Source organism: Synechococcus sp. W55.1 (assembly GCF_047461655.1).
GTDB lineage: Bacteria > Cyanobacteriota > Cyanobacteriia > Thermostichales > Thermostichaceae > Thermostichus.
In genome coordinates this window covers 22,444-38,857 of the sequence record NZ_JANSHN010000024.1, presented here as the reverse complement: position 1 = coordinate 38,857, position 16,414 = coordinate 22,444, and the positions used below count along the sequence as shown (strand labels likewise).

Here is a 16,414-nt window from a genome sequence, read left to right as displayed (position 1 = left end):
GTAGGTCCTGAGAACGACTCTGCGTTTTAAGCAGGGAGGGGGGCGGGATCAACAGTCCACAAGACTATCCATGCGGGGGAGCATCATGCTGGGGGATCTGGATTTATTGATGGGGGATGAAACCCAGGAACTGCGGGAGATGGAGGCTCCCGAAGGTGAGCTATTCCTAAAGTTCAAGATTGCCACCGGGGAGGAATTCGCGCTGCCAGCGGTATCGGTTGTGGAGGTGATGAGCATTGGCCCAGAGAAAATCACCCCCATGCCCAATGTCGCTCCGGTTTTGCTGGGCACGCTGAATTTGCGGGGCGAGATCATCTGGGTTGCAGACCTAGGGCAATTTTTGGGGATCAGCCCGCCCCTGAACATCGACCGAGCCGAGATTCCTGTGGTGGCCGTGATGGATCAACAGGATTTGATCATGGGCTTGGCTGTGGATTTAATTGTGGGTATGGAGTGGCTGAAGACTGAACTGGTGCGGCCTGCCCTCACGGCTCCTGAGTCCATGGCTCCTTTTTTGCGAGGGGAATGGGTGGTGCCCGGAACGGGATCGCGCTTGCCATTGCTGGATCAGTCGGCCATCCTGCGATCCAATCGTTGGGGTTGACAGACGGCCCCCTGGGAGCTCAGCGGGAGGAAAGTGTATAGTTCCTATCAAAGATCCAAGCTAACTCCAGCCACAATGGGGAAAGTTGGACCAAATCTATCCCCTACCGATGCGTATCGAGGCTGTTGAGGGTAAGCCCTGAGACGGCGGCAGAAAGGCCCACTCTTGCTTGACTGAATGTGGAAAAGGGGGGATAGCCTGCATCCATGGGGTTTTGAGGTGTTGGGGGCGTTCCGTTTGCATCTGTGTTGACGCGTGAACAGAGGTAGGCAAGCAGTGAAGGGAGGATCCATGGTTCCGAGCGCGAACAGTCAGAGAGACTACACCGATGCGATGGCCGCCTTTTGGCAGGGAGACTACGTCCGGGCGGTGCGGTTGTTCAACCAAGTGGCTGCTGCTCAACCGCAAGATACTGCTGTCAAGCTGCTGCTGGCTTCAGCACAAAAACAAGCTGGGCAGTTGTTGGAAGCTCGCCAAACCTACAACACCATTTTACAAACAGCCAGTGATCCCGATGAGCTGGAGTCGGCCCGGAAGGGTCTAGAAGAGCTGTTGCAAATGGCACCGGAGCTGGCGGATCTTCCCGATTCCCCAGAAGCGGACGAGTTTCGCTCTCCAGATGAGTTTGCCCGTGGGTCGGATGCCTTTTCGGAAGAGGCTTTCTCTGCTCCCGATCCCTTCTTGCAGTTCGAGGGAATGGGGGAAGAAGAGTCGGATCCCTTCGCTCAAGATCCGTTTCCGCTGGAGGCGGACAGCCTTAGCGGCGATGGCGAAGTCTTCATGGGAGAAGAGAGATTTGGGGATCCCTTTGAGACCGGCCTGCAAATGCCGGGAGCTGATCCATTGGGTTCATCTTACCAGATGCCAACCCATTCTCGGGTAACACCACCGGCCACCTCGCGACGGGTAGGCTCGGAAGAGGGCGGGCCTCAAACCGATCCGGTGGTCGAAGATGACTTTGCCTTCCTCAACGAGTTCGATCGAGAGCATCTGGAAGCCCTAGAAGGCGACTCCGACTCCATTACGCAGTTGGCCGGCGATGCCGATTTTCCCGATGAGATGGGCTTCTCCCTGCCCGGTCTTGAGGAAGAGGAAGGGGGATCCCTGGAAGAAAGCCTGCCGACCGAATTGGCTGCCCCCATGAGTGAGCCGATCCCCGCTCCCGACGAAGATACTGCCAGTCCCAGGCCTAGTCTTTTCGATCTTGACGAGCTAGACAGCCTGGATCGCGAACTTGCCGGCATGGATGGCGGTGAGCCGGTGGGTGCCTTCCGCCCAGATGAGGGGGCGACCGGGGGGATGAGCCCAATGGCGGAGACCGGTAGCGGAGCGGCCCAAGTTCTGCAGCCTCAACGTCTGCCCACGGCCTCACTCCCCATCCCCAGTGCAGGCGAACAAGGGGCAAGAACCTCTGCCGGGATCGCCAACCGACCGATTGGGGATCGGCAATTGGCCATAGCGCTTATCCAAGGAGCGGTGAGCTTGGCTGCCGGGCTGGCGATTGGCCTTGGGATCCCGGCCAACGGGGGAGCTCGCTTGATTGCCGGGGTGATTGGAGGCGGGCTGATCGGCACAGGAGCAGGGGTTATCCTTGGAGCCAGCAGTGCCAAACAAATTCGCTCCACCGCCCAAGAGCTGGCCGGCCACTTTGCCGCCTTGGCCCAGGGGAATTATTCAGTACGAGCCACAGCCAACACCCACGATGAGCTGGGGCGCTTGGCCGACAGCTTTAACCAGATGGCGGCTGCCCTTGAAGCCAACTTCGCCGAACTGAGCCAGCGGGCTGCCGAGCAAGGGCAAGCTAAGGAAGACCTACAGCGCCAGGTGATTCGCCTGCTGGACGACGTGGAAGGGGCTGCCCGTGGAGACCTGACGGTGCGGGCAGAGGTGACTGCCGACGTGCTGGGGGCTGTGGCCGACTCCTTTAACCTGACCATTCGCAGTCTGCGAGACATTGTCAGCCAGGTGAAGCGGGCCGCCGCCGCCGTGAACGATGCCGCCTTGCAGAACGAGGACTTTGCCCGCAGCCTCTCTGCCGATGCTTTGCGCCAGGCGGAGGAGATCTCCAACTCCCTCAACTCCATTCAGGAGATGACGGACTCCATTCAACAGGTGGCCAGCAACGCCCGCGAAGCGGCCAACGTGACTGCCCAAGCCACAGAAGCAGCCGCTCGGGGTGGAGAAGCTGTGGATCGCACGGTAAGTGGCATCCTGGAAATTCGCGAAACCGTGGCAGAAACCACCCGCAAAGTGAAGCGATTGGCGGAATCCTCGCAGGAAATTTCCAAAATTGTGGCTTTGATCTCTCAAATTGCCTCGCGCACCAACCTGCTTGCCCTCAACGCCAGCATCGAGGCGGCACGAGCCGGGGAATCGGGACGGGGCTTTGCCATCGTGGCCGATGAGGTGCGACAACTGGCCGACCGAGCTGCCAAAGCCTCGAAGGAGATCGAGCAGATCGTGTTGCAGATTCAATCGGAAACCGGCAACGTGATGACGGCTATGGAAGAAGGCACCCAACTGGTGATCGAGGGGACGCGGCGGGCCGAGCAGGCCAAGAACAGCCTGGACGAGATTATCGAGGTCAGTCGCCGGATCGACGAGTTGGTGCGGGCGATCTCTCAGGCCACTGTGCAACAGACGGAAACCTCTCGCTCTGTGGCGCAGGTGATGCAATCGGTGGAGTTGACCGCCAACGAGACCTCTAAGGAGGCGCAGAAGGTGGCAGCTTCGCTACAACAGTTGGTGAGCATTGCCCGTGAGCTGCAAACTTCTGTCGGTCGGTTCCGGGTTGGGGATGAATGAGCAAATTTGCTGTTTTGAGGGCATTCTAGGGGCAAGGATCCCCATGAAGGAGAAGTCCCCGCTCTTCAATGGCAGTGGGATCCCCCTGTTGCAACTGTTGGCCGGACTTTTCGCCCAGGCGAGCCTCACCCTGTCCGGTCTGTTATTACTGAATGAAAACTTGTGGGCTGTAGGAAGGGCCTCCTGCCATGAATGAAGAAGCACAGAAGCGGATCCTCAGTTATTTCATCGAAGAAGCCCGCGACCACTTGGCAACGATTGAACAAGTGCTCCTCAGCCTGCGGGACAGCATGAGCGATCCCGAGCTGATCAACGAGCTGTTCCGAGCTGCTCACTCCATCAAGGGGGGAGCTGCCATGCTGGGTCTCACCAGTATCCAACGGACGGCCCACCGCATGGAAGATTTTTTTAATATCTTTCGCTCTCGCCCAGGCGGAGTGCCCGTCGATCAGCACCTGGAAACCCTGCTGCTGCGGGCCTTTGATGGGCTTTCGATGTTGTTGGAGGAGCTGCAGAGCCCCCGCGGCCTCACCCAGGAAGTCAGCAACACCACCCTGGCGGAATTGGAGCCGGTTTTTCAAGAGACCGAAAGGCACATTCAAAATCTTCTCGGCGAGGGCCCTGTCTCAGCTCCCGTCTCGCCGCCGGCGGTTCGCACCCTGCAGCAGGACATGGCGGAGGTGGTGCCGCAGCAGTTGCGCCAGATGCTGGAGCTGTTTAAACAACGGGATCAGGCAGATGTCCGAGAGCGTTTGGTGGCGGCGAACGCCGTTCTCAAGGAGATCGGGCAAGTCCATCATCTGGCGGGCTGGCAACAGTTGACGGAAACCTTCGAGCAAGCCCTGGGCAACCCCGATGCCGACCTGCGAACTTTGGCTTTGGTTGCCTTGCGGGATTTGAAGCAAGGGCAGCAGCTTATCTTGGCCGGCAAGCCTGAGCAGGTTGCCCCTTCTTCAGAATTGCAACAATTGGCTCGCCCTGCCGCCCCTCCTGCCCCGCCGGATCCCCTTGAGGTGGTGGTGCATCAGCAGATCCCGGCCTTGTTGCGCCAGATGTTGGAACTCTTCAAACGTCCCGACGACCCAGCCACTCGACCGGCCCTGCAAGCGTTGGCGCAATCTTTGCAGGATTTGGGGCAATCCTCGGCTCTGGAACTGGGGGGCTGGACAGATTTGACCCGCTTGATCGGCGAGATTTTGGCGGATCCCGGCCAGGATTTGCGACAACTGGCCCTGCCGGTGCTGCGAGATCTGAAGCAAGCGCACCAAGCTCTGGCCGGCGGAGCGGCAAACACCATCCGACCCTCGGCTGAGTTGCTGGCTTTCCGCCCTGTTCCGGCAGCCCCTGAAGAGCCAGAAGTCCCTGAGCCCTTCGACCTTGGCCTTGCTTGGGGGTCTGAGGCAGAGCCGTCATTCCCAGAACCTGGGGGTGCCCCAGAGGATTGGGCTGCGGCTGCTGGGATCCCTGCGAAGGAAAGCGCTGCCCCCGATCTGAGCTGGGAAGCTGAGCCGGTGCCAGAGGCGGTAACCCTCGCCGAGACCTCTTTTGATGGAGATGAGCTCGGAGCCGACCGGTTGCCGGAGCAGGAGAGCGCAGAGACAAGCTGGGATCTGGTGGCAGAGCAGACCTCATCCCTTGGGGAAGCGGGCACCAGCGGAGCGGAGCTCTATGCCACCCCCTTGGATCTGGAGGAAGAAGCCACCTCGGCCTTTGACGAGCTGTTCGCCAACGCAGAAGCGCTGTCTGATATTGAAGAGTTCCCAACAGAGCTGATCCCTCCTTCTCCTGAGCCCCTCTCCCAGACCTTTGAGGATCTGAGCCCAAGGTTGGACGAGGAGAGAGCCGAGGCAGATCTAGCGGAGCTGTTTGCCGAAGTGGTGAGTGAAGAGACGGAGGGGTTTGTCTCTGCTGAGCTCGCCTGGGATGCTGGACAGGAGCCGACTGACCGGAGCGCTGCTGCGGACATGAGCGAGGGATCCGGCTTTGTCCCAGACGCAGCCGCAAGTGCTGGGGTAGAGGCGCTATTCGAGATTGAGGAACTTCCCGTAGAGAGCGCCTCCCGGCAAGAAGGGTCTCAGCTTCCTGACGTTGAGGCCGTTCCCGCTGGTGAGCCGGAGGCCGATCTTTGGGCGGCTGAGCCGTCTCCACCCCTTCAAGAGACCCTTGAGGATGGGGAAATCGCAGCAGATCTTTGGGCTGAATTTCCCGCAGACATCCAGCCGGAGGATTTTTCCATCCCAGCAGATCATCTGGCAGAGTCGGGTTCCGACGAGGTGGGATCCCTGGGGTTTGCTGACCCTGCTGTCTTTGATGCTGCCGAAGACAGCCTGGAAAGCCTTTTTCCCACCCCTGCGGCAGAAGCCGATCCGGCTTGGTCGATGCCCGAAGTCGGTGAACCTTCCGTATTTTCTTTGGACATTGCCGAGGCTGAGCAGCTTGGGGATCTCGCTGTTGGCGAACCCTTCCCCACGTTGGACGAGCTTGCCTCTCTACCCGACATGGCCAACGAGCCGACGGAATCGGAAATTCCAGACTTCAGGGCTGAGCTGAGCCTTGGGGATCTCTTTGCCGGTGAGACCCTCGAGGAGGACTCCATCCCGCTAACCCAATCAGAAGCCGGGGACACAGCAGAAGCCCAAGAGTGGGCGCTTCTGGAGAATCTGTTCCCGGTGCAGGAGGAGTCTTTCGCGGAGCTGCAACCCACGGCTGAGGAGACAGCCACCCCTTCCCCGGAGATCTCCTTCGACCGCCTCGATGCTCTGTTTAGCCAGGAATCCGACGCAGAAGGACTGAGCCTGGCAGCCGGCGGATCCCTCTCGGCCATGGATGCCGATGGCGGTCGCGCTAGCGGAGCGGAGCTCTACGACCAGGTGGATCTGGATGAGTTGAGCCGGTTCTTGGCAGAAGGGGAAGCGCTCCAGGAAGAGACCCCCTTGGATTTTGCCACCTTCCTGGGCGACACAGAGGCTTTGCAAGCGAGCAGCCTGGCCGAAGCGCCCGTGTCCGAGCCAGAGCCGCTTGATGCTGCAGTGGAGGAGGACAGTGCCCCCCAACCTGCGGAGGACGACCTGGAAAGCCAGTTGGCCAGCCTGTTTGCAGAGGATGAATCCTTGGCTGTTCCTGTTGGCCAGGCTGAGACCCCAGAGGAAGAAGCGCTGGAAGCTGCTCCGGCTCCCCGTTTGGACGATTTGGCAGCTCTTTTCGATGCTGCTGAACCGGCGGCGGCTTTTGAGGAGACATTTGCTCCCACCCTAGAGCCTGCTGCTGCAGTGCCGGGCGAGGCTGGAAGCGATTTTGAAGCCCAACTGGAGTCTCTCCTGGGGGATCTCGATCGCGTCAGCGGTGCGGAGCCCTTTGTAGCTCCCAAAGCGCCTGCCGCTGCTCCTACACCTTCACCATCTGTTGCTGCTCCCGCTCCGGCGGTGACTGGGCCAACCTCACGGCGAGCTGCTGCCCTCAGCAACCCCGTGATGCGGGTGGAAGTACGTCACCTCGACTCCATCAACAACCTGGTGGGAGAGTTGGTGGTCATCCGCAACAGCATGGAGCAAAACCAAACCCGTCTGCGCCAGTTTCTGGATGGCCTACTGGGCCGTGTGCAACAGCTAGGGGATCTGGGCCAGCGCATGCGGGATCAGTATGACCGCTCTCTGTTGGAATCGGCTTTGTTCTCCAGCCGCAGCGGCTCAGCCTATGGCGGCACGGTGACGGTGGGCTTCGGTCGAAATGGCGAGGGATCCACCCGAGGCAGGCGCGGCCATTCCTCCGGCCAAGAGTTCGACAAGCTGGAGATGGACCAGTTTACGGCCTTCCACGCTCTGGCCCAGGAGATCATTGAGCTCATCGTGCGGGTGCGCGAGTCCTCCTCCGACATCGAGTTTGCCGTGGATGAGGCAGAGCAGATTACCCGCCAATTTCGCCAGGTGACCACCCAACTGCAAGAGGGCCTGAACCGGGCGCGCATGGTGCCCTTCTCGCAAGTTGCCGATCGGTTGCCCCGCGCCATTCGGGATCTCTCCATCAAAACGGGCAAGCAGGCCAGCCTGGTGGTGGAGGGACGCGACACCCTTATCGACAAGGCCATCCTGGAGGAGCTCTATGACCCGATGACCCATCTGGTGAACAACGCTCTGGTTCACGGGATCGAGCCCCCTGAGGAGCGTCGCCGGGCGGGCAAACCCCCTGAGGGCAAGATCGTCGTCAAAGCCTTCTATCAGGGCAACCAGACGATCATCATCGTCTCGGACGACGGCGCCGGGATCCCGGTGGAGAAAGTCAAGGCCAAAGCTCAAAGGTTGGGGCTGCTGGCGGAACAAGCCGACGAGGACGAAGTGTTCAACGTTCTCTTCCACCCCGGCTTCAGCGTTCGCGAGGCCAGCGAAGTGGACGATCTGGCCGGTCGGGGGGTTGGCTTGGATGTGGTGCGCCGCAACATCACCGATCTGCGCGGCAGTATCCAAGTGGATTCTGTGCGGGGCAAAGGAACCACCTTTACCATCCGCCTCCCCCTCACCCTGAGCATCTCCAAGGCCATGGTGTGTGTCAGCGACAAAGCCCTGATCGCCTTCCCCCTGGATGGCGTGGAGGAGATGCTGGATGTTCCTGCCGACGAAGTTCAGCCGGATGAGCAGGGGCGGCCCTCAATTCTCTGGCGGGATCAGCGCCTTCCCTTCCAGCCCCTCTCGAATCTGCTGGCCTACAGCCGCAGCCACAGCCGCAGCCGTTCTGAGGTGTACAGCATCACTCAGGATGAGGGCATCATTCCCATTGTCATCCTGCAAAGTGCCGGTCAGTATGTTGCTCTGCAGGTGGACAGCTTTGTGGAAGAGCAGGAAATCGTGATCAAGCAACTGCGCGGGCCTGTGCCCAAGCCGCCGGGCATTTCTGGGGCAACGGTGTTGGGGAACGGGCGGGTGCTGCCGATTGCCGACATCATCGAGCTGGTGGACATAGCCCACGGTCGCCGTCGGGATCTCAACCGCTTCTGGCTGGATCACCGGGATGAGGAGCCGACCCCGGAAGAGGTGCGTCAGACCACGGTGCTGATCGTGGACGACTCGATTACCGTTCGGGAGCTGCTCTCAATGTCTTTCCAGAAGGTGGGCTACCGGGTGGAACAGGCGCGGGATGGCCAGGATGCCTGGGAAAAGCTGCGCGGCGGCCTGCCCTGCGACCTTATCTTCTGCGACATCGAGATGCCGCGCATGGACGGCCTAGAGCTGCTCACCCGCCTGCGAGAAGACAGCAACTTCAAGCATCTTCCGGTTGCCATGCTCACCTCGCGGGGGGCAGAACGGCACCGGCAAACAGCACGGGAACTGGGAGCAACTGCCTACTTCACCAAGCCCTATCTGGAAGAAGAGCTGCTCAGCGCTGCTGCCCGCATGCTGCGAGGAGAACAGTTGTTGGCGCCTAACCCAACTTCCCAATCACAACAGTAGTGCAGTTCTGGACGGGGTGCTGTAGGCATGGCACTCTTGTATCAGCGGGTGCCGAACAGGCGATCCCCTGCATCTCCCAGGCCGGGGATGATGTACCCGTGCTCGTCTAGGCCATCGTCTACAGCAGCGGTATAAATCGGCACATCCGGGTTCTGTTTGTGGAAATGTCGGATCCCTTCTGGGGCGGCCACCAGGCAAATGAAGCGGATCGACTTGGGTCGAGTTTGGCGTAGGCGTGCCACAGCCGCTGCTGCCGAATGGCCGGTGGCCAACATCGGATCCACCACCAGCACCTCACGATCCTCGATATCGGTGGGCACCTTGAAGTAGTACTCGATGGGGATCAGGGTATGGGGATCCCGATACAAGCCGATATGCCCCACCCGTGCTGATGGGATCAGCTCCAGCATGCCGTCGAGGAGCCCTTGGCCGGCCCGCAGGATCGAGACCAGCACCAGCTTTTTCTCTGCCGCCAACATCGGCGCCAACATTGGGGCCATCGGGGTTTGAATGGGCTGCAGCTTGAGGGGCAAATCGCGGGTCACCTCGTAGGCCATCAAGAGGCTGATCTCCCGCATCAGCGCCCGGAAGTCGGCGGTTGTGGTTTCAACACGGCGCATGAGGCTGAGCTTGTGCTGTACCAGAGGGTGATCGATGGTAATCACCTGGGCCGCCATGCTGTGCTCCTGAGATAAAGGGATCCCGTGATGGATGTCAGAATAGCAGAAGCGCTTGCCCCCCCGGTGGGCCGAAGGCTTTGTCTGCTTGCTGTTGTCAAGGGGAGTAATCAGTGCAGATCCGCTTTGCTGTGGTGAGCGATCCCCACGTCACCCTTCCTTCTACCCTTTGGGATCACCCCAGCCGGTTTCACTTGGTAGAGGTGAGCATTCCGGCTCTGGAACAGGTTTTGCAGCATCTGGTGCAGTTGCCTTTGGATTTTCTGCTGTTGCCGGGGGATCTGACCCAGCATGGGGAGCCGGAAAACCATGCGTGGCTGGCGGAGCGGCTGGCTCGGCTGCCCTTTCCGGCTTTTGTGGTGCCCGGCAACCACGATGTGCCCCAGCCCAAGGCCAACGGGCGCTCCATCGGTTTGGCTGATTTTCCCCGCTACTACCAAGCTTTTGGCTATGAGGACGGGCAGTCTTTGGATTACAGTCGGCTGTTGCGGCCAGGGATCCGTTTAATCGGCCTCAATTCCAACCATTTCGATGCTCAGGGTCAATTGGTGGGGTGTCTAACCCCGGAACAACTGGCCTGGCTGGAGAAGGAATTGGCGGCAGCCAAAGAAGAGCTGGTGCTGCTGATGGTGCATCACAACGTGGTCGAGCATCTGCGCGGGCAGTCTCTCCATCCCTGGGGGCGTCGCTACATGCTGGACAATGCCTCCCAATTGCGGCGGCTGCTACAAACTTATGGCGTGCAACTGGTGTTCACCGGACATCTGCACATCCAGCACATCGCCCGGCGAGGAGGGGTTTACGACATTACCACCGGCTCGTTGGTCAGCTTTCCCCATCCCTACCGCCTTGTCGAGATCCGGTCGGATCGAGAGACCGGGATCCAAGTCCATATCCAAAGCTACCGGGTGGGATCCCTGCCGGATTGGCCCGATTTGCAGGCGTTCTCGCGAGAATGGATGGCCCAGCGCAGTGAACCAGCGGTGGTTAAGTTTTTAACTTCTGCGCCGCTGAATCTGCCTCTGGAACAAGCACAAGCCTTGGCCCCACGATTGCGCTACTTTTGGGCAGCAGTAGCTGCCGGGGATCCAGACTTCACTTTCCCCGACTTTCCCCAGCCAGCAGGCCGATTTCTGGAGCGTTTCAGCCGTTGCTTTCGCTGCCCGCCTGATAACCAGGCCCAGCTTCAGTTCGCTTCCAATTTCTTTTCCAATTTCTAGGGATCCCCCCGAAGGGGGAACTCGTAAGTCCCGTCCGAACGCGCGTAGGCTAAAGGCCAAGTTTCCAATTTCTAGGGATCCCCCCGAAGGGGGAACCCTCGCTACCTGATGCATTTGACCCGTACTACATGCGGTACGTTTCCAATTTCTAGGGATCCCCCCGAAGGGGGAACATTCAATACATAAGCTAAGAATGCTTCATGATGAGTTGTTTCCAATTTCTAGGAATCCCCCCGAAGGGGGAACACCGCTTTCGAGGCCGCGGCTATGTCCAGATCACAGTTTCCAATTTCTAGGAATCCCCCCGAAGGGGGAACGAGGACAAGAGGATCCGGTGGTACACCTAAGTCGGGGTTTCCAATTTCTAGGAATCCCCCCGAAGGGGGAACCCCAAGGGCTCCAGTTTAATTTTACAAATCACGACGAATACTGTTTCCAATTTCTAGGAATCCCCCCGAAGGGGGAACTTGGTGGGGAGATTTCTATGGCAATAATGATTCGCTTCAGAATGTTTCCAATTTCTAGGAATCCCCCCGAAGGGGGAACCTTAGAAAAACCCCATATACTCCCTTAAATTGAGTAATAGTTTCCAATTTCTAGGAATCCCCCCGAAGGGGGAACTTCCTTATCAAAGAGGAAGGAACCGCCAGTGGCGAAGTGTTTCCAATTTCTAGGAATCCCCCCGAAGGGGGAACACCTTAGTGAGTCGCTGGGAACTCTGTCCGAAAGCCGAAAAGCGTGTTTCCAATTTCTAGGAATCCCCCCGAAGGGGGAACGATCGTTAACGTCCAATGGATCCCTCCAGTAGGTGTTTCCAATTTCTAGGAATCCCCCCGAAGGGGGAACAGTAAGGTTTTTCTGCTTTTGTTTGGATCGTATGGATAGTTTCCAATTTCTAGGAATCCCCCCGAAGGGGGAACTTTTAGGGTAGTTGTACGCCTGTCGTCTTATTGCTACGGTTTCCAATTTCTAGGAATCCCCCCGAAGGGGGAACCGATCCCGTCGGCACGTTCCGAAAGACTGGCTGGTGTTTCCAATTTCTAGGAATCCCCCCGAAGGGGGAACCTGCTAACTAAGCTAGACAAAGCTCAGGCCAAAGGTGTTTCCAATTTCTAGGAATCCCCCCGAAGGGGGAACGGGTGTTGTTTCTACCCTGATAAGGGAGGTAATTATGGAGTTTCCAATTTCTAGGAATCCCCCCGAAGGGGGAACTGTACATACAACCCTCCCTTATCAGGGTAGAAACAACACCCAGGTGAAAGTTTCCAATTTCTAGGAATCCCCCCGAAGGGGGAACAATAAAAAGGCTGCCGTATTGTCGGCTTTTGTCTAGTGTTTCCAATTTCTAGGAATCCCCCCGAAGGGGGAACGACGTCTCTTTGTCGCGGCGGGAAACAGTCTCAAAGTGGGTTTCCAATTTCTAGGAATCCCCCCGAAGGGGGAACGTGTTGTTTCTACTCCGTAAAGGGAGGCTTTAACCATGTTTCCAATTTCTAGGAATCCCCCCGAAGGGGGAACAGAAGGGAGGATGTATGTTTACAATGGCTGAACTTCTACAAAGTTTCCAATTTCTAGGAATCCCCCCGAAGGGGGAACGGAGTCCGAGTGTCGGACGGTTCCAGGTTGTTGGGGTCACGTTTCCAATTTCTAGGAATCCCCCCGAAGGGGGAACTACTATGTGGTGGTGTATTACACTAATGATGGATGGGTGTTTCCAATTTCTAGGAATCCCCCCGAAGGGGGAACCCAACTAAGAATGCGCTGAAGTTGTCCATCGGACAAGTTTCCAATTTCTAGGAATCCCCCCGAAGGGGGAACATGTATATTCCGCAATCCAGCACAACGAGTGGGCATGTTTCCAATTTCTAGGAATCCCCCCGAAGGGGGAACACTCGCTTTTGCTTCCAAGGCTGGGTTGTTAACAGCCAGTTTCCAATTTCTAGGAATCCCCCCGAAGGGGGAACTTATCAGGATCTAGCGTTATGTATTGCGTAAACTGTTTAATATCCTGTTTCCAATTTCTAGGAATCCCCCCGAAGGGGGAACTTCATTTTGTACCTCCCTTCACGGGATAGAAAGAACGTTTCCAATTTCTAGGAATCCCCCCGAAGGGGGAACGGGAATCTCTGCTGAGAACGCTTCCTCATGAGATCAGTTTCCAATTTCTAGGAATCCCCCCGAAGGGGGAACGTTTATGAAGTCTTCCAAGGACGTTGCTACGTCTTTAACGTTTCCAATTTCTAGGAATCCCCCCGAAGGGGGAACTTCTATTCGATTGTGGTATTTTCAGGTGAAAACTGGTTGACAGGTTTCCAATTTCTAGGAATCCCCCCGAAGGGGGAACGGCCGGTATACTCGACTGCAGGTTTGAAGTCCTGGGTAGTTTCCAATTTCTAGGAATCCCCCCGAAGGGGGAACATGCCAGTACGGCGTACTCCATTTGTTTAGGAGTTTCCAATTTCTAGGAATCCCCCCGAAGGGGGAACTGCACGTTACGTTAATCTAACCTCCCCCAATCAAGGTTTCCAATTTCTAGGAATCCCCCCGAAGGGGGAACCCTACCCTGCAGGTGTCGGATTTGTGTCGGTCACTTTCTGTTTCCAATTTCTAGGAATCCCCCCGAAGGGGGAACATCAATGGCGTGTGCCAGACATAGTAGTAAACTCGTTACCGTTTCCAATTTCTAGGAATCCCCCCGAAGGGGGAACGGCAAGAGTGCCATCTGTCTCGAATGGTTTTCGGTATTTCCAATTTCTAGGAATCCCCCCGAAGGGGGAACTTCCATGTCAAACTCCGATTTTGGCAGGGAATGACGAAACCTGCCTCTATTTCCAATTTCTAGGAATCCCCCCGAAGGGGGAACCAAGTTGGTGGTTCGGACTGTTGACGGGAAAACAATGTACTATTTCCAATTTCTAGGAATCCCCCCGAAGGGGGAACTCCACCCCTATTAAAGCCAAGCAGGGCAAGGGATGCAAGACCCGTTTGCGAGGGATCCGGAAAAAAGGGGGCAAAAAGAGTTTCGGCGAGGGGGTTTTGGGGCCGGAAAGCCTTGTGGCACAAGGCGTCGAGGGATCCGACGAAAGAATGGGCTTTTCCGAGATTTTGAGGGACGCTCGCAGAGGCGTTGATACCGTTTTGGTGTTCTTTTGGAAACATCAGGATCCCTGAGGTTTGGCTAGGCTATCTGTTGGCAGGTGGCGAGCTCCTGCTAGGGTTGCTCGATATGGGAGCGAGGCTCCAGGTGGATGAGGATCCGCGCTGGCCCGTAGCGCTCCTGCAAGAGGCGTTCAACTTCCTCGGTAAGGTGGTGGGCGGACTCAATGTCCTGTGGCTCCACCACCAGGTGCATCTCGATAAAGACCATTTCCCCTGGGATCCCGCGGGAAGTGATGTCATGACAGTCAAGCACGCCTGGCACGCTCAGGATGAGATCCCGCAGGACCTCGGCAGGGATCGCCACCCGATCTGTGAGGTAGGGAAGATTCTCCTGCAGCACTTCCCAGCCGCTTCGGAGCACCAGCAGCGCCACCGGCAAAGCCAGGGCTTGATCCAGCCAAGGGATCCCCCAGTAATGCACGCCGGCCAACCCCAGCAAGACCGTCAGCGTTACCCCAACGTCGCTGAGGGTATGGCGAGCATCGGCCAACAGCAGCGAGCTGGATAGCGCTTTGCCCCAGCGGTGCTCGTAGAGGGTAACAAAGACGTTAATGCCCAACACCCCCACCATCACCCCCAAGGTTAGCTCGTCAATCTGCAGGTGGGGCTGGGGCTCCCAAAACCGCTCCACGGCTGTGCGCAAGATTTCCAGGCTGGCCATCCCCAAAAAGGCAGCGATCCCCAGCGCTCCAATGGCTTCAAACTTGCGATGGCCGTAGGGATGGTCGGCATCGGGCTCTGGCGAAGAAAAGCGCATGGCCACCAAGCCCAAAATGTTGCTGGCGCTGTCGGTGGAGCTGTGCAGGGCATCGGCAATTAGGCTTAGGGATCCCGTCGTCAGCCCCAGGATTAACTTGATCAGAAACACCAGGACATTTAGCCCTAGCGTGACGTACAGCACCCTCTGCACTTGGCGCTGACGGCGGCTGGCTATGGCAGCAGAATCCAGAAAGCTCACTGCAGCTCGGGCGGGGATCCACAGATATCCTGCTTTATTCTGTCACCGACCTCAATAGGGGTAAGGGAGGGTACCCTAAAAGCAAGCTGCTAAGGCTTAGTCAAGTGGCCGCCGATTGGGGAGCGAACTCTGAGTATGCACGTTGCTGTGGTAGGCGCTGGCTATGTGGGCCTGGTAACAGGGGCTTGCCTGGCTCACCTAGGAAATAGCGTTATCTGTGTGGACAACAACCCCGCCAAGATTGAAGGGCTGCAGCGGGGTCGCCTGCCCATCTACGAGCCCGGCCTGGAAGAGCTGGTGCGGGAGGGAACTGCGGCGGGTCGGCTGCACTTTAGCACCGATCTGGGCCTTGGGATCCGGGCCAGCGAGGTGGTGTTTATTGCCGTGGGCACCCCCGCTCTGCCCAGCGGGGAGCCGGATCTGCGCTATGTGGAAGCGGTGGCGCGGGAAATTGGCCAGCACCTGGACGAGCGCTACCGAGTCATTGTCAACAAATCCACCGTGCCCATTGGCTCCGGCGACTGGGTGCGCATGCTCATTCTGGACGGGGCCGCTGAAGCTGCCAAGCAGCGGCTGAGCAGCCGGGAAGTGGGGAGGGATCCTGAGGCCAGATCTCTCACCTTAGAGCTCTCCCCTTGGACGCCGCAGTTTGACGTGGTGAGCAACCCCGAGTTTCTGCGGGAAGGCAGCGCCATCCAAGATACCTTATACCCGGATCGGATTGTGATTGGCTCTAACAGCCCCCACGCCATTGAGATCATGCGGCAGCTTTACAAACCCATCCTCAGTCGCCAGCAGGGTCTGGGCGGGGATCCCGTGCCTTTGCTGGTGACCGACCTGGCTTCTGCCGAAATGATCAAGTATGCCGCCAACGCCTTCCTGGCCACCAAGATTAGCTTCATCAACGAAATGGCCAACATCTGTGAGCGCACCGGCGCCGACATCACCCAGGTGGCGGAAGGGATCGGCCTAGATAGGCGCATTGGCCGCGCCTTTCTCAACGCTGGCATAGGGTGGGGCGGAAGCTGCTTCCCCAAAGATCTGGCGGCTCTTATCCAAACCGCTGCTGACTATGGCTATGAGGCCAAGCTGTTGCAGGCCACGGTGGAGGTTAACCGAGAACAGCGGCAGCGCCTGGTGGAAAAGCTGCAGCAGGCCCTCAAGGTGCTCAAGGGTAAAACCGTTGGCCTTTTGGGCCTCACGTTTAAACCCCACACCGACGACCTGCGGGATGCCCCTTCCCTGACCTTAATCGAGCAGCTCCACCGCCTTGGGGCAAAGGTGAAGGCGTATGATCCCGTTGTGTCCGCTTCAGGGATGCGGGAGGGGTTGGCCCATGTGGTGGTGGAAACGGATGTGTTTCGCCTGGCCCAAGATTGCGATGCCCTGGTGCTGGTGACGGAGTGGCCGGAGTTCTTGTCACTGGATTACCGACGGATTGCAGAGCTCATGCGGCGGCCCTTGCTCATCGATGGCCGTAACTGTCTGGATCGGGAGGCGGTGCAGCAGGCGGGCATAACCCTCATCGGAGTGGGCTGGTAGGCGCTGAG

General features: G+C 58.2%; 6 protein-coding genes, 1 pseudogene and 1 CRISPR repeat array. Of the genes and pseudogenes, 5 read left to right on the top strand and 2 right to left on the bottom strand.

Annotation, left to right across the window (positions count from 1 at the left end):
- Positions 1–85 precede the first annotated feature (85 nt).
- From NW816_RS11565 to NW816_RS11555, 3 genes are all read left to right on the top strand, one after another.
- The gene (locus NW816_RS11565) at positions 86–604 is read left to right on the top strand and encodes a CheW domain-containing protein (RefSeq protein WP_414381795.1); all 519 of its coding nucleotides are present in this window, start codon (positions 86–88) and stop codon (positions 602–604) included.
- Between the two features lie 291 nt (positions 605–895).
- Positions 896–3,409: a methyl-accepting chemotaxis protein gene (locus NW816_RS11560; RefSeq protein ID WP_414409249.1), complete on the top strand. Its 2,514-nt coding sequence runs from the start codon at positions 896–898 to the stop codon at positions 3,407–3,409.
- 188 nt (positions 3,410–3,597) lie between these two features.
- On the top strand, positions 3,598–8,850 hold the full coding sequence (locus NW816_RS11555) for a response regulator (RefSeq protein ID WP_414409248.1): 5,253 nt from the start codon (positions 3,598–3,600) through the stop codon (positions 8,848–8,850).
- 41 nt (positions 8,851–8,891) lie between these two features.
- Here NW816_RS11555 and upp read toward each other — a convergent pair whose 3' ends face one another.
- Entirely contained in the window at positions 8,892–9,527 is a 636-nt protein-coding gene (upp, locus tag NW816_RS11550; RefSeq protein ID WP_414409247.1) for a uracil phosphoribosyltransferase, read from the bottom strand.
- Between the two features lie 113 nt (positions 9,528–9,640).
- Here upp and NW816_RS11545 point away from each other — a divergent pair.
- Positions 9,641–10,294, top strand: a pseudogene (locus NW816_RS11545) (metallophosphoesterase family protein); the annotation flags it as partial.
- Between the two features lie 438 nt (positions 10,295–10,732).
- Positions 10,733–13,687: a CRISPR direct-repeat array (repeat unit 36 nt; unit sequence GTTTCCAATTTCTAGGAATCCCCCCGAAGGGGGAAC).
- A gap of 271 nt (positions 13,688–13,958) precedes the next feature.
- Here NW816_RS11545 and NW816_RS11540 read toward each other — a convergent pair.
- A complete protein-coding gene (locus tag NW816_RS11540; RefSeq protein WP_414409246.1) occupies positions 13,959–14,864 on the bottom strand; it encodes a cation diffusion facilitator family transporter in 906 nt (301 codons plus the stop codon).
- 135 nt (positions 14,865–14,999) lie between these two features.
- Between NW816_RS11540 and NW816_RS11535 the strand changes: the two genes are divergently transcribed.
- Positions 15,000–16,406, top strand: a complete 1,407-nt coding sequence (locus NW816_RS11535; protein ID WP_414409245.1) for a UDP-glucose dehydrogenase family protein — start codon at positions 15,000–15,002, stop codon at positions 16,404–16,406.
- Positions 16,407–16,414 lie beyond the last annotated feature (8 nt).

Bases quoted from the DNA above. Each gene is read 5' to 3' on its own strand.
- NW816_RS11565 (WP_414381795.1), top strand. From the start codon at position 86: ATGCTGGGGGATCTGGATTTATTGATGGGGGATGAAACCCAGGAACTG.
- NW816_RS11560 (WP_414409249.1), top strand. From the start codon at position 896: ATGGTTCCGAGCGCGAACAGTCAGAGAGACTACACCGATGCGATGGCC.
- NW816_RS11555 (WP_414409248.1), top strand. From the start codon at position 3,598: ATGAATGAAGAAGCACAGAAGCGGATCCTCAGTTATTTCATCGAAGAA.
- upp (WP_414409247.1), bottom strand. From the start codon at position 9,527: ATGGCGGCCCAGGTGATTACCATCGATCACCCTCTGGTACAGCACAAG.
- NW816_RS11535 (WP_414409245.1), top strand. From the start codon at position 15,000: ATGCACGTTGCTGTGGTAGGCGCTGGCTATGTGGGCCTGGTAACAGGG.